The organism is Cryobacterium sp. TmT2-59 (genome assembly GCF_004403545.1).
Lineage (GTDB): Bacteria > Actinomycetota > Actinomycetes > Actinomycetales > Microbacteriaceae > Cryobacterium > Cryobacterium shii.
In genome coordinates this window covers 1-15,197 of record NZ_SOGM01000056.1, presented here as the reverse complement: position 1 = coordinate 15,197, position 15,197 = coordinate 1, and the positions used below count along the sequence as shown (strand labels likewise).

Below are 15,197 nucleotides of genomic sequence, written 5' to 3'. Positions count from 1 at the left end.
ACGGGGAGGTCCTCTACCTCGGCGGCAAGGAAAGATTCTTCAGCCAGGCCCAACGCCGCGCGATCGCCGCCCGCGACGGCGGCTGCATCATCCCGGGCTGCCAGGTCAACGCAGCCTGGGCCGAGGTGCACCACATCATCCCCTGGGCCAACCACGGCCCCACCGACATCAACAACGGGGTGCTGCTGTGCTGGTTCCACCATCACAGCATCGAGACCTCGGGGTGGCTGATCCGCATGGTGCGGGGCAAACCCGAGGTGATGGCACCGGTCTGCTTCGATCCCACCCGTACCTGGGTACCGGGCCAGGACCACCGCGCCCACCGGGCCAGTCAGGCCGGCGGTGCCGGCCGCGGCCGCCGAGCCCGCACCCGAGCCCACCCGCAGGCCACGGGTTCAACGGAATAGGCGCGCCGGCGTGGGTGGATCCTCTCTGTTCGCGCACGGCCGGGCCGGGTGCCCTCGTCCAGCCGGGCGACGTAGGGTTGACGAGTGATAACCCCCGTCATCCGCCCGCGACGGTTGCGCAACTCTCCCGCGCTCCGCCGCCTGGCCACCGAAATCCGTCTGCACCCGTCTGAATTGGTCCTGCCCATGTTCGTGCGGGAGGGGAGCGGCGACGCCGTTCCGATCCAGTCGATGCCCGGGGTGGTGCAGCACACCATCGACAGCGCCCGCCGGGCCGTCACGGAGGCCGCGGCGGCAGGCATCGGCGGCGTGATGCTGTTCGGCGTGCCGTCCGTGCGCGACGCCGTCGGGTCCGGAGCCACCGACCCCGACGGCATCCTCAACGCCGCCACCCGCGCGCTGGCCGACGAGGTCGGCGACGCCCTCTCCGTGCAGACCGACCTGTGCCTGGACGAGTTCACCGACCACGGCCACTGCGGCGTGCTCTCCGTCGACGGCAGCGTCGACAACGACGCGACCCTCGAGCGCTATCGCGAGATGGCGCTCGTGCAGGCCGCCTCAGGGTCTCAGCTGCTCGGGCTCAGCGGCATGATGGACGGCCAGGTGGCCGCCGTGCGCGAGGCGCTCGACCAGAGCGGCTTCGTGAACACGGCCGTGCTCGCATATTCCGCCAAGTACGCCTCTGCCTTCTACGGCCCCTTCCGCGACGCCGTGGAGTCGACCCTCGAGGGCGACCGGCGCACGTACCAGCTCGACCCGGCCAACCGCCGGGAAGGGGTGCGCGAGGCGCTGCTCGACATCAGCGAGGGTGCGGACATCGTGATGGTGAAGCCGGCCATGAGTTACCTGGACGTTTTGTCCGATGTGGCCGCCGTTAGTGATATTCCGGTCTGGGCATACCAGGTGTCCGGCGAATACGCCATGATCGAGGCCGCCGCGGCCCACGGCTGGATCGACCGCCGCCGGGCCGTCGAGGAGTCCGTCCTCAGCATCCGTCGCGCCGGCGCGGACGCCGTGCTCACCTACTGGGCGGTCGAACTCGCCACCTGGCTGAACGAAAGGCAGGCCCGCTGATGACCCGCAACGACGATCTGTTCGCCCGGGCGCAGCGCGCCATCCCCGGCGGCGTGAACTCGCCTGTACGGGCCTTCCGCTCGGTCGGCGGCACCCCGCTCTTCCTGGTCAAGGCGAAGGGCGCCTACGTCACCGATTCCGACGGGCGCGAGTACGTCGACCTGGTCAGCTCGTGGGGGCCGGCCATCCTCGGCCACGCCCACCCGGACGTGGTGCAGGCCGTGCAGGATGCCGCCGCCCTCGGTCTCTCCTTCGGCGCCTCCACACCGGGCGAGACCGTGCTGGCCGAACTGATCGAGGAGCGCGTCGGCGCCGTCGAGAAGCTGCGCCTGGTGTCCACCGGCACCGAGGCCACCATGACGGCCATCCGCCTGGCCCGCGGTTTCACCGGCCGTGACCTGCTGATCAAGTTCGCCGGCCACTACCACGGCCACTCGGACGGGCTGCTGGCCCAGGCCGGGTCGGGCCTGGCCACCCTGGCGCTGCCCGGGTCCGCCGGAGTGACCGCTGCGACCGCCGCGCAGACCCTCGTGCTGCCCTACAACGACCTCGACGCTCTGCGTGCCGCCTTCGCCGCGCACCCCGGGCGCATCGCCGCCGTGATCACCGAGGCCGCGGCCGCGAACATGGGCGTGGTCGCGCCCGACCCCGGCTTCAACGCCGCCATCACCGAGATCGCGCATGAGAACGGCGCGCTCCTGATCATCGACGAGGTGCTGACCGGCTTCCGGGTCGGCCGCGCGGGCTACTGGGGCCTGGACAACACCGGTCCCGACAACACCGGTCCCGAGGCCGCCCCGACCCGATACACACCCGACCTCTTCACCTTCGGCAAGGTCATCGGCGGCGGCCTCCCGGTCGCGGCCCTCGGCGGCCGGGCCGACGTGATGGACTTCCTCGCGCCGAACGGCCCGGTCTACCAGGCCGGCACCCTCTCCGGGAACCCGGTGGCCGTGGCCGCCGGAATCGCGACCCTCAGCGCCCTGGACGACAGCGTCTACGCGCAGCTCGACGCCACGGCCCTGCTGCTCTCCGAGGCCGTGTCGGCCGCGTTCTCGGCCGAGGGCGTCGCCCACGCAGTGCAACGCGCCGGCAACCTGTTCAGCTTCGTCTTCGGGGACGAGGCCGCGGCCTCCGCACCCCGGGACTACGCGCAGGTGCAGCGGCAGGACGCGTTCCGCTACGGCCCGTTCTTCCACTCCATGCTGGACCAGGGCATCTCCTTGCCGCCGTCGGTGTTCGAGGCCTGGTTCGTCTCCGCGGCCCACGACGAGAGCGCGCTCGGCTGGATCCTCGATGCCCTGCCGACCGCCGCGAAAGCCGCGGCGGCGGCGACCGCCCCGGTGTGAGCATCCGCCCAGGTGTGAGCATCCGCCCAGGGGACGTTATTCCTTTGTGAGGTTGTCGATAAAAGAAATTCCGGCCGGAACAGGCAGACTAGGACGATGGCTTCCCTCCGCGTTCACCCCGACCGGCTCGAGATCCACCTGACGAAGGCGGAGCGCACCATCTCGCTGCGCAAAGAGGACCTCGTGGTGGCGCGCGAGAACATCCGTTCGGTCACGATCACGGATGATCCGTGGATCTGGATCCGCGGCATCCGTGCCCCCGGGCTGGAGGTGCCGCTCCTGCTCGCGGTCGGAACCTGGAAGTTCCACGGCGGCAAGGACTTCCTGGCGATCAAGCGCCGGCGGCCGGCGGTCGTCATCGACCTCGTCGATGAGGACTTCTCCCGCGTGCTCCTCACGACCAACCACGCGCCGGACCTGATCGCGTCGCTCAAGCTGTAGCGCCGGCCGCGCCGCTGCGGCCGCGTGCGGCGCCGCGGCTACCGCCGGACGTCGACGACCGTGCGGCCGTGCAGCGTGCCGGCGAGGATGCGCGCGCCCGCGTCGAACGCGGCGTCGAGCGGGACGACCTCGGTCAGGCTGTCGAGCAGCTCCAGGTCGAGGTCGGTGGCGAGGCGCCGCCAGGCCTGCTGGCGCTGGGGCAGCGGGGCCTCGACCGAGTTGACCCCGACGAGGCTGACCGCGCGCAGGATGAACGGCATCACCGTCGCGGGCAGGTCGGCGCCCTGGGCCAGGCCGCACGATGTGACCACGCCGCCGTAGTTGGTCTGGGCGAGGACGTTGGCGAGGGTCGTGCTGCCGACCGAGTCGATGGCGCCGGCCCAGCGCTGGGGCTGCAGCGGTTTGCCGGGCTCGCTGAGCGTGCGGCGGTCGACGAGTTCGGCGGCGCCGAGCCCGCGCAGGTAGTCGCCGAGTTCGTCGATGCGGCCGGTCGAGGCGGTCACCCGGTAGCCCCGGTGGGACAGCAGGGCCACCGCGACGCTGCCGACGCCGCCGCCGGCGCCCGTGACCAGGATGTCGCCGGAGTCGGGGGTGATCCCGCCGCGCTCGAGTGCGAGCACGGAGAGCATCGCCGTGAACCCGGCCGTGCCGATCGCCGCGGCCCGACGGGCGCTGATGCCCTCCGGCCGACGCACCAGCGAGTCGCCGGAGACCCGGGCCCGCTCGGCCAGACCGCCGTGGTGGGTCTCGCTGAGGCCCGCCCCGTTCAGGATGACCTGGTCCCCGGCCTGCCAGCGCGGGTCCTCGCTGTGCAGCACCCGGCCGACCAGGTCGATGCCCGCGATCAGCGGCCAGACGCGCACGACCCCCGGGCGACCGGTCAGGGCCAGGCCGTCCTTGAAGTTGATGCTGGAGTAGTCGACGGCGATGGTGACGTCGCCGTCCATCAGGAAGGCGTCGTCCACCACCCGCAGGGCCGCGGACTGCACCTTCTTGCCCTCATCGTTTTCGGTTCGATCGACGACGATTGCGCGGAACTGTGTCTCGTTACCCATGAGTCGAGCCTACGTGCGTCCGGTCCGGTCGCGGGGAGGTCAGGTGACGTCGCGCTTCCAGCTGACGAAGTAGCCGCCGACGGTGGCCGCGACCGCGTAGGCGAGCAGGACGAGGCCGCCCTGCCACCACTCCAGCATCGCCGTGCTGGTCCCGGTCGGGCTGGCGATGGTGAAGAAACTGGCCCCGACCAGGGCGTCGGAGGCGGCGCCGGGCAGGTAGTTGCCGATGCCCGCCGTTACTTCGGTGAACATCGACGCGAAGCGCAACAGCGGTTCGACGAACTGGGTGAAGGCGAGCACGATCACGACCGCGGCCACCTGGCTGGGCACCAGCACGCCGAGCCCCACGCCGACGCCGGCCCACATCGCCATGGCCAGCACGGTGCGCCCGATCAGCGCCCAGGTGCCGCTGTCGCCGAGCAGCGGGTCGACGCCGAAGGCCCCGATCACGAGTGCGCCCACCCCGACGGATGCCAGCAGCGCCACGACGCCGAAGCCCGCCCCCGCGAGGAACAGGGTCACGGTCTTCGCCCCCAGCACCTGGCCGCGGCGGGGGTTCGCGAGGAACGTGGGCGTCAGGGTCTGGTGCCGGAACTCGCCCGTGGTGGACAGGGCGCCCAGCAGCACCGGGAACACGTAGCCGACGGAGGAGGCGAAGCTGTAGACCAGCGGCGGGAGGCTGCCGAGCGGCGGGGCGCCCTGGCCGCCCGTTCCGGCGGCGTCGGGGCTGATGGCGCCGCTTTCGATTCCGGCGAACAGGGCGGCGAGGCCGCCGGCCAGCAGCGCGATGTAGCCGAACATCACGGCGGCCAGCACCCACCACATCCGTGTGGTCAGTGTCTTGGCGAATTCGGCGCGGATCGCGCGCAGGAAGGGGGTCATGCCGGCTCGCCTCCGGTGCCGTGCGGCTCGGTGTCGTTGGGATTGCTGCCGTGCGGCTTCCCGTCGTGCGGCTGCTCGTCGTTCGGGTGTTCGTCGTGCGGGTGGCCGTGGGCGTTGTCGTTCACCAGGGCGAGGAAGGCGTCTTCGAGCCCCTTCTTCTGGCGGTGCAGGGCGCTGACCTCCACCCCGGCCGTGAAGGCGATGTGACCGATCAGCGCCGGGTCCGGCGCGGCGGCCAGCAGCCCGGTGCGGCCGGTCGTGAACTCGATCCCGGCCCGACCGAGCGCCGCCGCGAGGGCCGCGCGGTCGGGGGAGTCTACGATGATGCGGGGCGCGATCTGCGTTTCGAGGCTGGACAGCGGCCCGCGGTGAACGAGCTCGCCCTGCGCGATGATGATGACGTCATCGACGCTCTGCTGCACCTCTGAGAGCAGGTGGGAGCTCACCAGCACGGTGCGACCCTCGTCGGCCATCGCGCGCAGGAAGCCGCGGATCCATTTGATCCCCTCGGGGTCGAGGCCGTTGATCGGTTCGTCGAGCACCAGCACGCCCGGGTCGCCCAGCAGGGTGAAGGCCAGGCCGAGCCGCTGGCGCATGCCGAGCGAATACCCGCCGACCCGCTGGTCGCCGTGGGCGTCGAGCCCGACGGTGTGCAGCACCTCGTCCACGCGGGCGCGGGGCAGGCCGGCCGCGATCGCGTAAACGGCCAGGTGGTTGCGGGCCGTGCGGCCGGGGTGGAAGCTGGCGGCTTCGAGCGCGGCGCCGACGGTGCGGAGGGGCTGGGGCAGGCTCCGGTAACGGATGCCGCCGATGGTGGCCATTCCCGAGGTGGGGGTGACCAGTCCGAGCAGCACCCGCAGAGTCGTGGTCTTGCCGGCGCCGTTGGGGCCGAGGAAACCCGTGACGCGGCCCGGTTCCACGCTGAACGAGAGATTGTTGACCGCGGTCACCCCGCCGAACCGCTTGGTGACGTGACTGAACTCGATGATCGCGCCGACCGGCATCCGTGGCCCCCTCCATCTGGTGCTGGCCCCAGCCTAGTGAGTGCGCCCCCGTGCCCGCAGTCGCCCGCACCTCCCGCCCTGAACCAATTCGACGGAGATTCTGCTCTAAAAACACGTATCCGGTGTGTTCCGGCCCATTTTCGGCAAAATCTCCGTCGAATTCGTTAGGGGCGCGGGGCGCGGGGGACGACCCGGACGACCCGGACGACCCGGACGACCCGGACGACCCGGACGACCCGGACGACCAGGCCGACAGGCCGACCTCGGCCCGGCCGGTCAGGCCGCGGTGTGAGCGGAGCAGGCCGGGGGGTCGGCCGCGACGCAGGCCGGGCAGACCACGAGCTGTTCCCGGCACGAGGCATCGCGGCAGTTGAGCATGTTCTTGGTCGGCTCGCCGCACACGGTGCAGTGGCCGATCACGGCGACGTGGCCGCTGAAGTCCACGGACATCCGCTGGTCGAAGACGTACAGCGACCCGTTCCAGAGCCCGTCGTCGCCGAACGCCTCGCCGTACCGCACGACGCCGCCGTCGAGCTGGTAGACCTCGCCGAAGCCGCGGTCCTTCATCAGTGAGCTGAGCACCTCACAACGGATGCCTCCGGTGCAGTAGGTGACCACCGGCCGGTCCTTGAGGTGGTCGTATTTGCCGCTCTCGAGCTCGGCCACGAACTCGCGCGTGTTGGCCACGTCCGGCACGATCGCGTTCCTGAACCGGCCGATCTCCGCCTCGAACGCGTTGCGCCCGTCGAAGAAGGCCACGTCATCGCCGCGCTCCTCGACCAGGGCGTGCAGCTCGGCCGGGGACAGTTTCGTGCCGCCGCCGACCACTCCGCCGGCGTCCACCCTCAGCTCCCCGGGGGCGCCGAAGCTCACGATCTCATCGCGCACCTTCACGACCAGCCGGGGGAAGTCGAGGCTCAGGCCGGCCGGGTCGAGCCCGGTGCCCTCGCTCCACTTGACGTCGAGCTGCTTGAACGGGGCGTACTCACGGGTCTTGCGCAGGTAGCGTTTGAGCGCGGGGAGGTCACCGCCGAGGGTGCCGTTCAGGCCGTCCTTCGAGATCAGGATACGACCGCGGAGACCGAGCGATTCGCACAGGTCCCGCTGCCAGAGGCGCACGGCCTCCGGGTCGGAAAGCGGCGTGAAGACGTAGTAGAGCAGAATCTTCGGAATGGCCACGACCCCATTTTACCGAGGTTGACGCACGGTTCTCGCCGCAGGCGCAGCCCGGGCCGGTCGTCTAAACTGCTGCCAACCATAGGAGGCCACATGGCCCTGAACGATCCTCTCGCCCGCTTCGGCGAAGTCCCGCTCTTCACCCTGACCAGCACCGACATGACCGACGGGGCCCCGCTCGCCGCGGCGCAGTTCGGCCTCGGGTCCGGCGGCCGGAACGTGTCGCCGCAGCTGTCCTGGTCGGGGTTCCCGGCCGGCACGAAGAGCTTCGCCGTGACCGTGTACGACCCCGACGCGCCGACCGGTTCCGGGTACTGGCACTGGGCGGCCTTCAACCTGCCGGCGACGTGCACCTCCCTCCCGGCCGGGGCCGGAGCGCCCGGCGGGCGTCTGCTGCCCCCCGGCGCGGTCATCCTGCCCAATGAGGCACGCCAGCCGGCCTTCGTCGGCGCGGGACCGCCGGCCGGCACCGGCACCCACCGGTACCAGTTCATCGTGCACGCGGTCGACGTGGCGAGACTCGAGGTCGACCCGGACTCGACCCCGGCCGTGCTCGGATTCAACCTGCACTTCCACACGCTGGGCCGCGCCGTGCTCGAGGCGACGGGCGCTTTCGGAGGGGCTGCCGCTGACGGGGAGCGCCACTAGGCCTGCCCCGGCCAGGTGGGCAGCTGCCCAGCTGCTCAACCGCTCAGCTGCGTGCCCATTCAGGCGGCGTCGAGCGTCGCCGACTCCTCTGCCGTGAGCGTGAACTCGGTCGCCTGAACCGAGTCCCGGATGCTTTCCGGGCGGGAGGCGCCCGGGATCGGGATCACGTGCGGCGACTTCGACAGGTGCCAGGCGAGGCAGGCCACCTGCGGGCTCACGCCGCGTGCGGCCGCGACGGACGCGAACGCCGGGAACCGGTCGCCGAGTGACGCGGCAGACAGGATGCCGCCGAGCGGGCGCCAGGGCAGGAACGCGATGCCGAGCTCGTCGCAGAGGCGCAGCTCGGGCTCGCTGCTGCGGAACGCCGGGGAGAACTGGTTCTGCACGGATGCCAGCCGGCCGCCCAGGATCTCCCGGGCCAGCAGGATCTGCTCCGGGTTCGCATTGGAGATTCCGGCCAGCTCAATGGTGCCGGCGTCGAGCAGCTCGCGCAGGGCCCCGATCGAGTCGGCGTACGGCACGGCCGGGTCGGGCCGGTGGAACTGGTAGAGCCCGATCGCGTCGCCGCCGAGGCGTTTCAGCGACGCTTCGGCGGCCCGCTTCAGGTGCTCGGGTCGGCCGTCGATCGTCCAGGTGCCGTCTCCCGGCCGGAGGTGCCCGCCCTTCGTCGCCACGAGCACGGTCGACGTGTCGCCGCCCCACGACGCGATCGCTCCGGCGATGAGGGTTTCGTTGTGGCCGACCTCGTCACTGTGCAGGTGGTACGAATCCGCCGTGTCGAAGAGGGTCACGCCGGCCTCGAGGGCGGCATGGATCGTGGCCACGGAGCGTGCGGAATCCGGTCGCCCCTCGATCGACATCGGCATGCCGCCGAGTCCGATGGCGCTGACCTCGCGGTGGGCGATGAGCCTGGTCTTCATGAGTCCTTCAATCCCCGGGCGAAGCCGGTGTCTGGCCGTGCGGCCGCACGGAGTGTGCGGCCGCACTGAGAGTGTCGAGTGTGCGTTCCGGTGTCACCAGGCGTAGTGCTCCGGCGCCGGCTTTCGGCCGGGAAAGATCTCGTCCAGCCGGGCGAGGGCTTCGGCGTCGAGGGACACCGTGAGCGCGCGCACCGCGGCATCCAACTGGTCCAGGGTGCGGGGGCCCACGATCGGGGCGGTGACCGCCGGCTGGTGCAGCAACCAGGCCAGTCCGACGTCGCCCGGCTGATGACCGAGCTCCGCGCAGAAGTCCTCGTACTGCCCGATCGCGGGGCGGTTCTTCTCGAGCAGCTCGGCGACCTTGCCCTCGAGGCGACGCTTGCCCTCCCGCTCGTTGCGGAGCACCCCGCCGAGCAGCCCGCCCTGCAGCGGCGACCAGGGGATGATTCCCAGGCCGTTGCTGACGGCGGCGGGAATGACCTCGAGCTCGATGTCGCGAGTCAGCAGGTTGTAGATCGACTGCTCGCTGACCAGGCCGGTGAAGTTGCGCCGCTTCGCCTCCGCCTGGGCGGTGGCGATGTGCCAGCCGGCGAAGTTGCTGCTGCCGGCGTAGAGGATCTTGCCCTGCGCGACGGCCGTCTCCATCGCCTGCCAGATCTCATCCCACGGGGTGTTCCGGTCGACGTGGTGGAACTGGTAGACGTCGATGTAGTCCGTCTGCAACCGGGTCAGGCTGGCGTCGAGAGCGCGCCTGATGTTGAGCGCCGAGAGCTTGCCCTCGTTGGGCAGCCCGCTCATGTCGCCGTAGAGCTTGGTCGCGAGCACGGTTCCCTCCCGGCGCGCACCGCCCTGTGCGAACCAGTTGCCGATGATCTTCTCGGTGCCGCCCTTGCCGGTGCTGTCGCCGTAGACGTTCGCGGTGTCGACGTAGTTGATGCCGTAGCCGCGGGCCGAGTCCATGATCGCGTGGGCGTCGGCCTCCGGGGCCCAGTGGCCGAAGTTCATGGTGCCGAGGCAGAGGCGGGATACCTCCAGGCCGGAACGGCCGAGATGTGTGTAGTCCATGACCCCAGCATCCTCCCGCGGCGGTGACAACGGCAACTGAGGCGCTCTCAGCTTGCATGCGGTCGGGCGGCCTAGAGTCGGTTCGTGATCCAGACGCACCGCTCCCTCGCATGACCGACACCCGTTCCGTAACCGGCACCGACGCTCTTCCCGCATCCGGCACGACGCACCGATTGCCGCAGAAGACGAAACCGCAGAAGACGAAACCGCACCGGGAAACGGCGCTGTCCCGCGTCCCCGTCTGGGCCTGGCGGGCACTGATGCACCGGGTCTCGGCCGGCGAGTTGCACAAGTTCAATGCCGAGCCCATCGACACCGTCGACTACCACTTCGACCGTGACTACGTGGGCGACGGCATCCGTGACCACATGCTGGACGTGCTCGTGCTGCACGATGCCCCGGGGCCGCTGCCGGTCTACGTCTACTTCCACGGCGGCGGCTGGACCTCGGGTGACAAGGCTCCGCTGACGAAATACTGCGCCAGCCAGCCAGCCAGCCAGCCAGCCAGGCCGCCGACGGAATGGTCGTCGTCAACGCGAACTACCGCATGGCCACGCGTTTTCAGCTCAAGCACATGCTCCGTGACGGGAACGCGGTGCTCGACTGGGTGGCCCGGCACATCGAGGATTTCGGAGGCGACCCGACCCGGATCGTGCTCGGCGGCGATTCCGCCGGCGGCCACATCGCCGCGCTCCTGGCGGCTTCGGCGTACGAGCCGGCGCTGGCCGCGTACTCCGACGTCGAGCCAGGGGTGGAGCCCGCACACCTGCGCGGCCTGGTGCAGCACTGCAGCATCGCGGACGTGTCCGTCATGTTCGAGCGCGGCTTCGTCCTGAGCCTCAATTTTCTGCGGATGCTGCTGCCCGAGCGCGGCCGCGGCGTCGTGCTCCGCACCGCCGCCCGGTTCATGTCGCCGATCGAGTGGCTCGACAGCGGGTTCCCGCCCGTGTTCGTGACCACCTCGGAGCGCGACTACTTCTACCGGGCGAACCTCAATTTCATCGCGGCCCTCCGCCGCCGGTCGATCCAGGTGGACACCCTGATCTACGACCGCAAGCAGGCGAACACGCACCACACCTGGCAGCAGGATGCCGCCCATCCCGAATCGCAGGAGGTTTACCGCCGGCTGGGGGCTTTCGTGCGCCGGGTGGCCTCAATTCCGGCCGCGGCCCTCGCCGTGGCATCCGTGCCCGTCGCATCCGTGCCCGCTGCCGCCCTGCCCGCCGCCGCCAGCCCTGCTCGGCGAGAGTGCCCGTTCCGGTCGAGAGTGACCCGCGCAACGGGCACTCTCGACCGGAACGGGCACTGCGGGTGGGCTTTCAGCTGCTGGCGCCGGTGGCGGCGAGCACGCCGCCGAGGCCGACCATCATCACGCCGCCCGTGGCGGAGAGGTGTTCCATCCGGCGGGGCGACTTGGCGAACCAGTCGCGCGCCGACCCGGCGGCCAGGGCCCACGTGCTGTCGCCGAGCAGGGCCAGCACGACGAACACGATTCCGAGGCTCATCAGCTGCATCGGCACCGCCCCGGCCGAGTAGTCCACGAACTGGGGCAGCACGGCCACGAAGAACACGATCGACTTCGGGTTGCTGATGCCGACGACCGAGCCCTCGGCCAAGAGCCGCCACTTTGACTTCGCGGCCGTGCTCACCGCGATGCTCCCGGCCGCCGTGCGCCGGTGCCGGATGGCCTGCACGCCCAGATAGACGATGTACGCCGCCCCGGCGAACTTGACCACGGTGAAGACCAGCACCGACTCGGTCACGATGGCCCCGAGGCCGAGCGCCACGGCCGCGATCACGGGCAGCATCCCGAGCGCGTTTCCGACCACGCTGAGGAACCCGCCCAGTCGGCCGAGCGCGAGCGAGCGCCCGATCACGAACAGCACGGTGGGGCCGGGCAGAGCGATCAGGGCGACGGAGGCCAGCGCGAACGTGAGCAGGTTGGGCAACGGAACCATAGACGAATGTTAACCCCCCGGCCGGCCCGGCAGCATCCGCTGTGGCAATCGTGCAGGTTCCGGGCCTGTTGTGACGGATGATTGTGGCCCTCAACAGCAAATGCGCGCCCCGCACCGGGCTCGCCCTAGTATCGACGGGTGCATATGCTCTGGCGAACTCTCCTCCACAGTCTGGTCTCCCGCTTCGGCCCGAGGCTCGGCCACTACGACGTGGCCCGCACCCGATTCATCACCCTGCCGACCGACCAGGACATCCTGCGGCACATGAACAACGGCGTGTACCTGTCGATCATGGACATCGCCCGGTTCGACCTGCTGCATCGCACCGGGATCTGGGCGATCTTCCTGAAGCGCGGCTGGTACCCGGTCGTCGTTTCCGAGACGATCAGCTTTCGCAAGTCGCTGACCCTCGGCCAGAAGTTCACGGTGGAATCGCGCATCCTCGGCTTCGACGCCAAGGCCGTCTACGTGGAGCAGCGGTTCGTGCGGCCCGGCGCCGACGGCAGCCCCGAGGTGTACGCGCAGGGCTTCATCCGGGGCCGGTTCCTGAAGCGCACCGGCGGCGTCGTGACCATCGACGAACTGGTCGAGGCCGTCGGCACGGTCCCGGAGGACCTGTCCGTGCCCGCCTGGCTGCTGGACTGGAGCACGGATGTCGCGATGCCGGCCACCCGCGCCCCGGCCCCCAGCGTCTGGGCCTGACCTTCCGCGTCTGAATCTGGCCTTGCGGCCCGGGTCAGCGCGCCCGGGTCAGGACGCCTGCTCGGACGCCTTCCGGGGAACGATGAGCTCCCGGTAGTGCTCCGCATAGTGCGCGTAGCGCGCCCGGTGCGGCATCGGCTTGCCCGCGCGCGACGCCACGAGCCGGTCGAGGTAGTAGTCCCAGTGCGGTCCGACGTCGATCGCCTCCGCGGGGGAGTGCAGGCGCTGGCCGAAGGTCAGCGTGGTCATGCCGGCGCTGTTGACCAGGTGCAGGATCAGGTGGCGGGCGGCGTCGCCGTCGCCGATTTCGACGGTGAACCGCTTCGGCGGGATGCACTGGCGGATGCTGACGTACTCCCACTCGGCATCGGGCTCGTCCAGCCGGAACTTCACGGCGCCCGTTTCGGGCGAGCCGGTGAAGGTCCCGATCCAGGCGGAGAGAGTGCCCGGGCGGCTCAGGCTCGCCCAGACGTCGTCGATGGGGGAATTGAACAGCCGGTCGAACATGAGATACAGGCCGTCCTCGCGATGGGCGAAACGTCCGGTGTGCCTGGCTGTCATGGAAACCTCCGCGATGAGTGGAACACGTGCCTTCCTGTCAGGTTAAGCCCCTTTGGGCCCCGCCGCCACCGGGCACGCCGCCACCCGGCGGAGCGCCCGGTGCACCGAGGGTGGGCCGGCCTCCGGGCGGCCCGCTCACTCCTCCAGCACGGCCATGGCCGCGTTGTGCCCGCCGATCCCGCTGACGCCGCCGCCGCGGCGCGCGCCGGCCCCGCAGATCAGGATCCGCGGGTGCTCCGTGGCCACGCCCCAGCGCTCGGCCGCGGTGTCCCGCGGCGCGTCGTCCTCGAGGAACGGCCAGTCCAGGGGGCCGTGGAAGATGTTGCCGCCGGTGAGGTTGAGGGCGTGCTCCAGGTCGAGGGTGGTCTTCGTTTCGATGCAGGGTCGGCCCGCGGCATCCGTCAGCAGCAGGCCCTCGATCGGTTCGGCGAGCACGGAGTTGAGGGATTCGAGCACGGCCGCCTGCAGCCGCGCCCGGGTCTCGTCGTTGTTCTCCTCGGTGAGCCAGCGGTGCGGGGTGTGCAGCCCGAAGACCGTGAGGGTCTGCGCCCCGGCCGCCACGAGCTCGGGTGAGAGGATGCTCGGGTCGGTGAGCGAGTGGCAGTAGATCTCGCAGGGGAGCAGGTCGGGGATCTCGCCGCGCACGGCTTCGTCGTAGGCGCGCTCCAGCTGGCTGAAGGTCTCGTTGATGTGGAAGGTTCCGCCGAACGCGGCCTCGGGTGTAACGGATGCATCGCGCAGCTGCGGCAGCCGCTCGAGCAGGAGGTTCACCTTGACCTGCGCGCCCTCCGGCCGGGTGTCGGACCGGCCGGGCTCCGGATGTTCTCCGGTGTCCGCGCCGAGCAGCCCCCGCAGTACCCAGGGGGAGACGTTGGCGAGGATCCGGCGGCCCGCGGCAACCTGATCCGTTCCGCCGTGGCGGTAACGAACCTCGCCGGCCGGGTCGACGGCGGTGACCTCGGCCCCGGTCAGGATCCGGGCGCCGGCCTGTCGGGCCGCGTTCTCCAGGGCTCCGGAGACGGCGCCCATGCCGCCGATCGGCACGTCCCAGTCGCCGGTCTCGTTGCCGATGACGTGGTACAGGAAGCACCGGTTCGCGTCGAGGTCCGCGTCCTGCAGCGAGGTGAAGGTGCCGATCAGGCCGTCGGTGGCGACGACGCCCCGCACGAGGTCGTGGCCGAACCGGGCGGTGATGGCCTCGGCCAGCGGTTGCTCGAAGAACTGGCCCCAGATCGCCTCGTCGCCGACCAGGCGCCGGGCCTCCGAGCGGGTGGGCAGCGGTTCGCAGACCGTGGGGAAGAGTGCGCGGGCGACGTGCTCGGTGTCGCGGTAGAAGGAGCCCCACTCGGCGAAGTCGGCGGCGGCGCCGACCCGGTCGAAGCTGGCCTGGGTGGCCGGCGCGTCGCCGCGGTCGACCAGGAGGCCTCCGGTCAGGTCGCACGGGTTGGGCGTGTAGGAGGAGTAGCGGCGCCGGGCGAGTGCGATCTCGAGGCCGAGCTCGTCGATGATGCGCTGCGGCAGCAGGCTGACCAGGTAGGAGTAGCGGGAGAGCCGGGCGTCGACGCCGGGGAAGGCCTCGGCCGAGATGGCGGCGCCGCCGACCTGCTCATCGCGTTCGAGCAGCAGCACCTTCTTGCCGGCCTGGGCCAGGTAGGCCGCGGCGGTCAGGCCGTTGTGCCCGCCGCCGATGATCACAACGTCGTGAGTGGTTTCCATGCCACGAGACTAGCCGGGACCCGGCGCGGTGCCGGTGCTGGGTGCTGAGTGCGTGGTGAACCAATTCGACGGAGATTCTGGCCGAAACGGGCCCAGAATACCGGAATCCCGCTTTTTAGAGCAGGATCTCGGCTCTCCTGTCGTAACCGTGGGTTAAACCCGGCCGGGGAGCACTGGTTTGTGGCCGCCGAGGCTGAGCATGGCGAGGGCGATGAGGGCGTCGGGTGATTTGAAGCCGA

General features: G+C 70.6%; 15 protein-coding genes and 1 pseudogene. 7 read left to right on the top strand and 9 right to left on the bottom strand.

Going from position 1 to position 15,197, the window contains the following annotated elements; genetic code table 11:
* The 4 genes from E3T24_RS09265 to E3T24_RS09250 form a co-directional block, all read left to right on the top strand.
* Window positions 1-407 (top strand): HNH endonuclease signature motif containing protein (locus E3T24_RS09265; RefSeq protein WP_134434534.1); only part of this gene is annotated, 407 nt, incomplete at its 5' end.
* A gap of 84 nt (window positions 408-491) precedes the next feature.
* A complete protein-coding gene (gene hemB / locus E3T24_RS09260; protein WP_134367056.1) occupies window positions 492-1,481 on the top strand; it encodes a porphobilinogen synthase in 990 nt (329 codons plus the stop codon).
* The gene (gene hemL / locus E3T24_RS09255; protein WP_134367058.1) at window positions 1,481-2,830 is read left to right on the top strand and encodes a glutamate-1-semialdehyde 2,1-aminomutase; all 1,350 of its coding nucleotides are present in this window, start codon (window positions 1,481-1,483) and stop codon (window positions 2,828-2,830) included. Before hemB ends, hemL begins: the two co-directional genes overlap by 1 nt.
* A gap of 96 nt (window positions 2,831-2,926) precedes the next feature.
* Window positions 2,927-3,271 carry a hypothetical protein gene (locus E3T24_RS09250; protein WP_134434533.1) on the top strand — a complete coding sequence of 115 codons (345 nt, stop codon included), beginning with the start codon at window positions 2,927-2,929 and terminating at the stop codon, window positions 3,269-3,271.
* A 38-nt stretch (window positions 3,272-3,309) separates the two neighbouring features.
* Here the strand turns inward: E3T24_RS09250 and E3T24_RS09245 are convergent, their stop codons facing one another.
* The 4 genes from E3T24_RS09245 to E3T24_RS09225 all read right to left on the bottom strand — a co-directional run bounded on the left by E3T24_RS09245 (window position 3,310) and on the right by E3T24_RS09225 (window position 7,391).
* Entirely contained in the window at window positions 3,310-4,326 is a 1,017-nt protein-coding gene (locus tag E3T24_RS09245; protein WP_134367062.1) for an MDR family oxidoreductase, read from the bottom strand.
* A gap of 39 nt (window positions 4,327-4,365) precedes the next feature.
* Window positions 4,366-5,208, bottom strand: a complete 843-nt coding sequence (locus E3T24_RS09240; protein ID WP_134367064.1) for an ABC transporter permease — start codon at window positions 5,206-5,208, stop codon at window positions 4,366-4,368.
* On the bottom strand, window positions 5,205-6,212 hold the full coding sequence (locus E3T24_RS09235; protein ID WP_134367066.1) for an ABC transporter ATP-binding protein: 1,008 nt from the start codon (window positions 6,210-6,212) through the stop codon (window positions 5,205-5,207). The genes E3T24_RS09240 and E3T24_RS09235 overlap by 4 nt, the downstream gene beginning before the upstream one ends.
* A gap of 276 nt (window positions 6,213-6,488) precedes the next feature.
* Window positions 6,489-7,391, bottom strand: coding sequence for a rhodanese-related sulfurtransferase (locus tag E3T24_RS09225; protein ID WP_134367070.1), 903 nt, complete (start codon window positions 7,389-7,391; stop codon window positions 6,489-6,491).
* A 90-nt stretch (window positions 7,392-7,481) separates the two neighbouring features.
* Here E3T24_RS09225 and E3T24_RS09220 point away from each other — a divergent pair, with 90 nt between their 5' ends.
* Window positions 7,482-8,036: a YbhB/YbcL family Raf kinase inhibitor-like protein gene (locus E3T24_RS09220; protein ID WP_134367072.1), complete on the top strand. Its 555-nt coding sequence runs from the start codon at window positions 7,482-7,484 to the stop codon at window positions 8,034-8,036.
* Window positions 8,037-8,095: 59 nt separating this feature from the next.
* Here the strand turns inward: E3T24_RS09220 and E3T24_RS09215 are convergent, their stop codons facing one another.
* Together E3T24_RS09215 and E3T24_RS09210 are read right to left on the bottom strand one after the other, a co-directional pair.
* Window positions 8,096-8,956 (bottom strand): aldo/keto reductase, encoded by an 861-nt coding sequence (locus tag E3T24_RS09215; RefSeq protein WP_134402423.1) that lies wholly within the window; start codon window positions 8,954-8,956, stop codon window positions 8,096-8,098.
* A gap of 93 nt (window positions 8,957-9,049) precedes the next feature.
* Window positions 9,050-10,021 carry an aldo/keto reductase gene (locus E3T24_RS09210; RefSeq protein WP_134367084.1) on the bottom strand — a complete coding sequence of 324 codons (972 nt, stop codon included), beginning with the start codon at window positions 10,019-10,021 and terminating at the stop codon, window positions 9,050-9,052.
* 520 nt (window positions 10,022-10,541) lie between these two features.
* On the opposite strand from E3T24_RS09210, the pseudogene E3T24_RS17995 reads away from it, so the two are divergent.
* Window positions 10,542-11,012 (top strand): annotated as a pseudogene (locus tag E3T24_RS17995) (alpha/beta hydrolase fold domain-containing protein); the annotation flags it as partial.
* Between the two features lie 328 nt (window positions 11,013-11,340).
* Here E3T24_RS17995 and E3T24_RS09200 read toward each other — a convergent pair.
* Complete coding sequence (locus E3T24_RS09200; protein WP_134367086.1) at window positions 11,341-11,979, bottom strand: LysE family translocator; 639 nt, start codon at window positions 11,977-11,979, stop codon at window positions 11,341-11,343.
* Between the two features lie 144 nt (window positions 11,980-12,123).
* Between E3T24_RS09200 and E3T24_RS09195 the strand changes: the two genes are divergently transcribed.
* The gene (locus E3T24_RS09195; RefSeq protein ID WP_134367094.1) at window positions 12,124-12,681 is read left to right on the top strand and encodes a thioesterase family protein; all 558 of its coding nucleotides are present in this window, start codon (window positions 12,124-12,126) and stop codon (window positions 12,679-12,681) included.
* A gap of 48 nt (window positions 12,682-12,729) precedes the next feature.
* On the opposite strand, the gene E3T24_RS09190 is transcribed toward E3T24_RS09195, so the two are convergent.
* Together E3T24_RS09190 and E3T24_RS09185 are read right to left on the bottom strand one after the other, a co-directional pair.
* Window positions 12,730-13,242 carry an SRPBCC domain-containing protein gene (locus tag E3T24_RS09190; RefSeq protein WP_134367088.1) on the bottom strand — a complete coding sequence of 171 codons (513 nt, stop codon included), beginning with the start codon at window positions 13,240-13,242 and terminating at the stop codon, window positions 12,730-12,732.
* A gap of 135 nt (window positions 13,243-13,377) precedes the next feature.
* Window positions 13,378-14,958: an NAD(P)/FAD-dependent oxidoreductase gene (locus tag E3T24_RS09185; protein WP_134434531.1), complete on the bottom strand. Its 1,581-nt coding sequence runs from the start codon at window positions 14,956-14,958 to the stop codon at window positions 13,378-13,380.
* Window positions 14,959-15,197 lie beyond the last annotated feature (239 nt).

Bases quoted from the DNA above. Each gene is read 5' to 3' on its own strand.
- hemL (WP_134367058.1), top strand. From the start codon at position 1,481: ATGACCCGCAACGACGATCTGTTCGCCCGGGCGCAGCGCGCCATCCCC.
- E3T24_RS09250 (WP_134434533.1), top strand. From the start codon at position 2,927: ATGGCTTCCCTCCGCGTTCACCCCGACCGGCTCGAGATCCACCTGACG.
- E3T24_RS09245 (WP_134367062.1), bottom strand. From the start codon at position 4,326: ATGGGTAACGAGACACAGTTCCGCGCAATCGTCGTCGATCGAACCGAA.
- E3T24_RS09240 (WP_134367064.1), bottom strand. From the start codon at position 5,208: ATGACCCCCTTCCTGCGCGCGATCCGCGCCGAATTCGCCAAGACACTG.
- E3T24_RS09235 (WP_134367066.1), bottom strand. From the start codon at position 6,212: ATGCCGGTCGGCGCGATCATCGAGTTCAGTCACGTCACCAAGCGGTTC.
- E3T24_RS09220 (WP_134367072.1), top strand. From the start codon at position 7,482: ATGGCCCTGAACGATCCTCTCGCCCGCTTCGGCGAAGTCCCGCTCTTC.
- E3T24_RS09215 (WP_134402423.1), bottom strand. From the start codon at position 8,956: ATGAAGACCAGGCTCATCGCCCACCGCGAGGTCAGCGCCATCGGACTC.
- E3T24_RS09210 (WP_134367084.1), bottom strand. From the start codon at position 10,021: ATGGACTACACACATCTCGGCCGTTCCGGCCTGGAGGTATCCCGCCTC.
- E3T24_RS09200 (WP_134367086.1), bottom strand. From the start codon at position 11,979: ATGGTTCCGTTGCCCAACCTGCTCACGTTCGCGCTGGCCTCCGTCGCC.
- E3T24_RS09195 (WP_134367094.1), top strand. From the start codon at position 12,124: ATGCTCTGGCGAACTCTCCTCCACAGTCTGGTCTCCCGCTTCGGCCCG.
- E3T24_RS09190 (WP_134367088.1), bottom strand. From the start codon at position 13,242: ATGACAGCCAGGCACACCGGACGTTTCGCCCATCGCGAGGACGGCCTG.
- E3T24_RS09185 (WP_134434531.1), bottom strand. From the start codon at position 14,958: ATGGAAACCACTCACGACGTTGTGATCATCGGCGGCGGGCACAACGGC.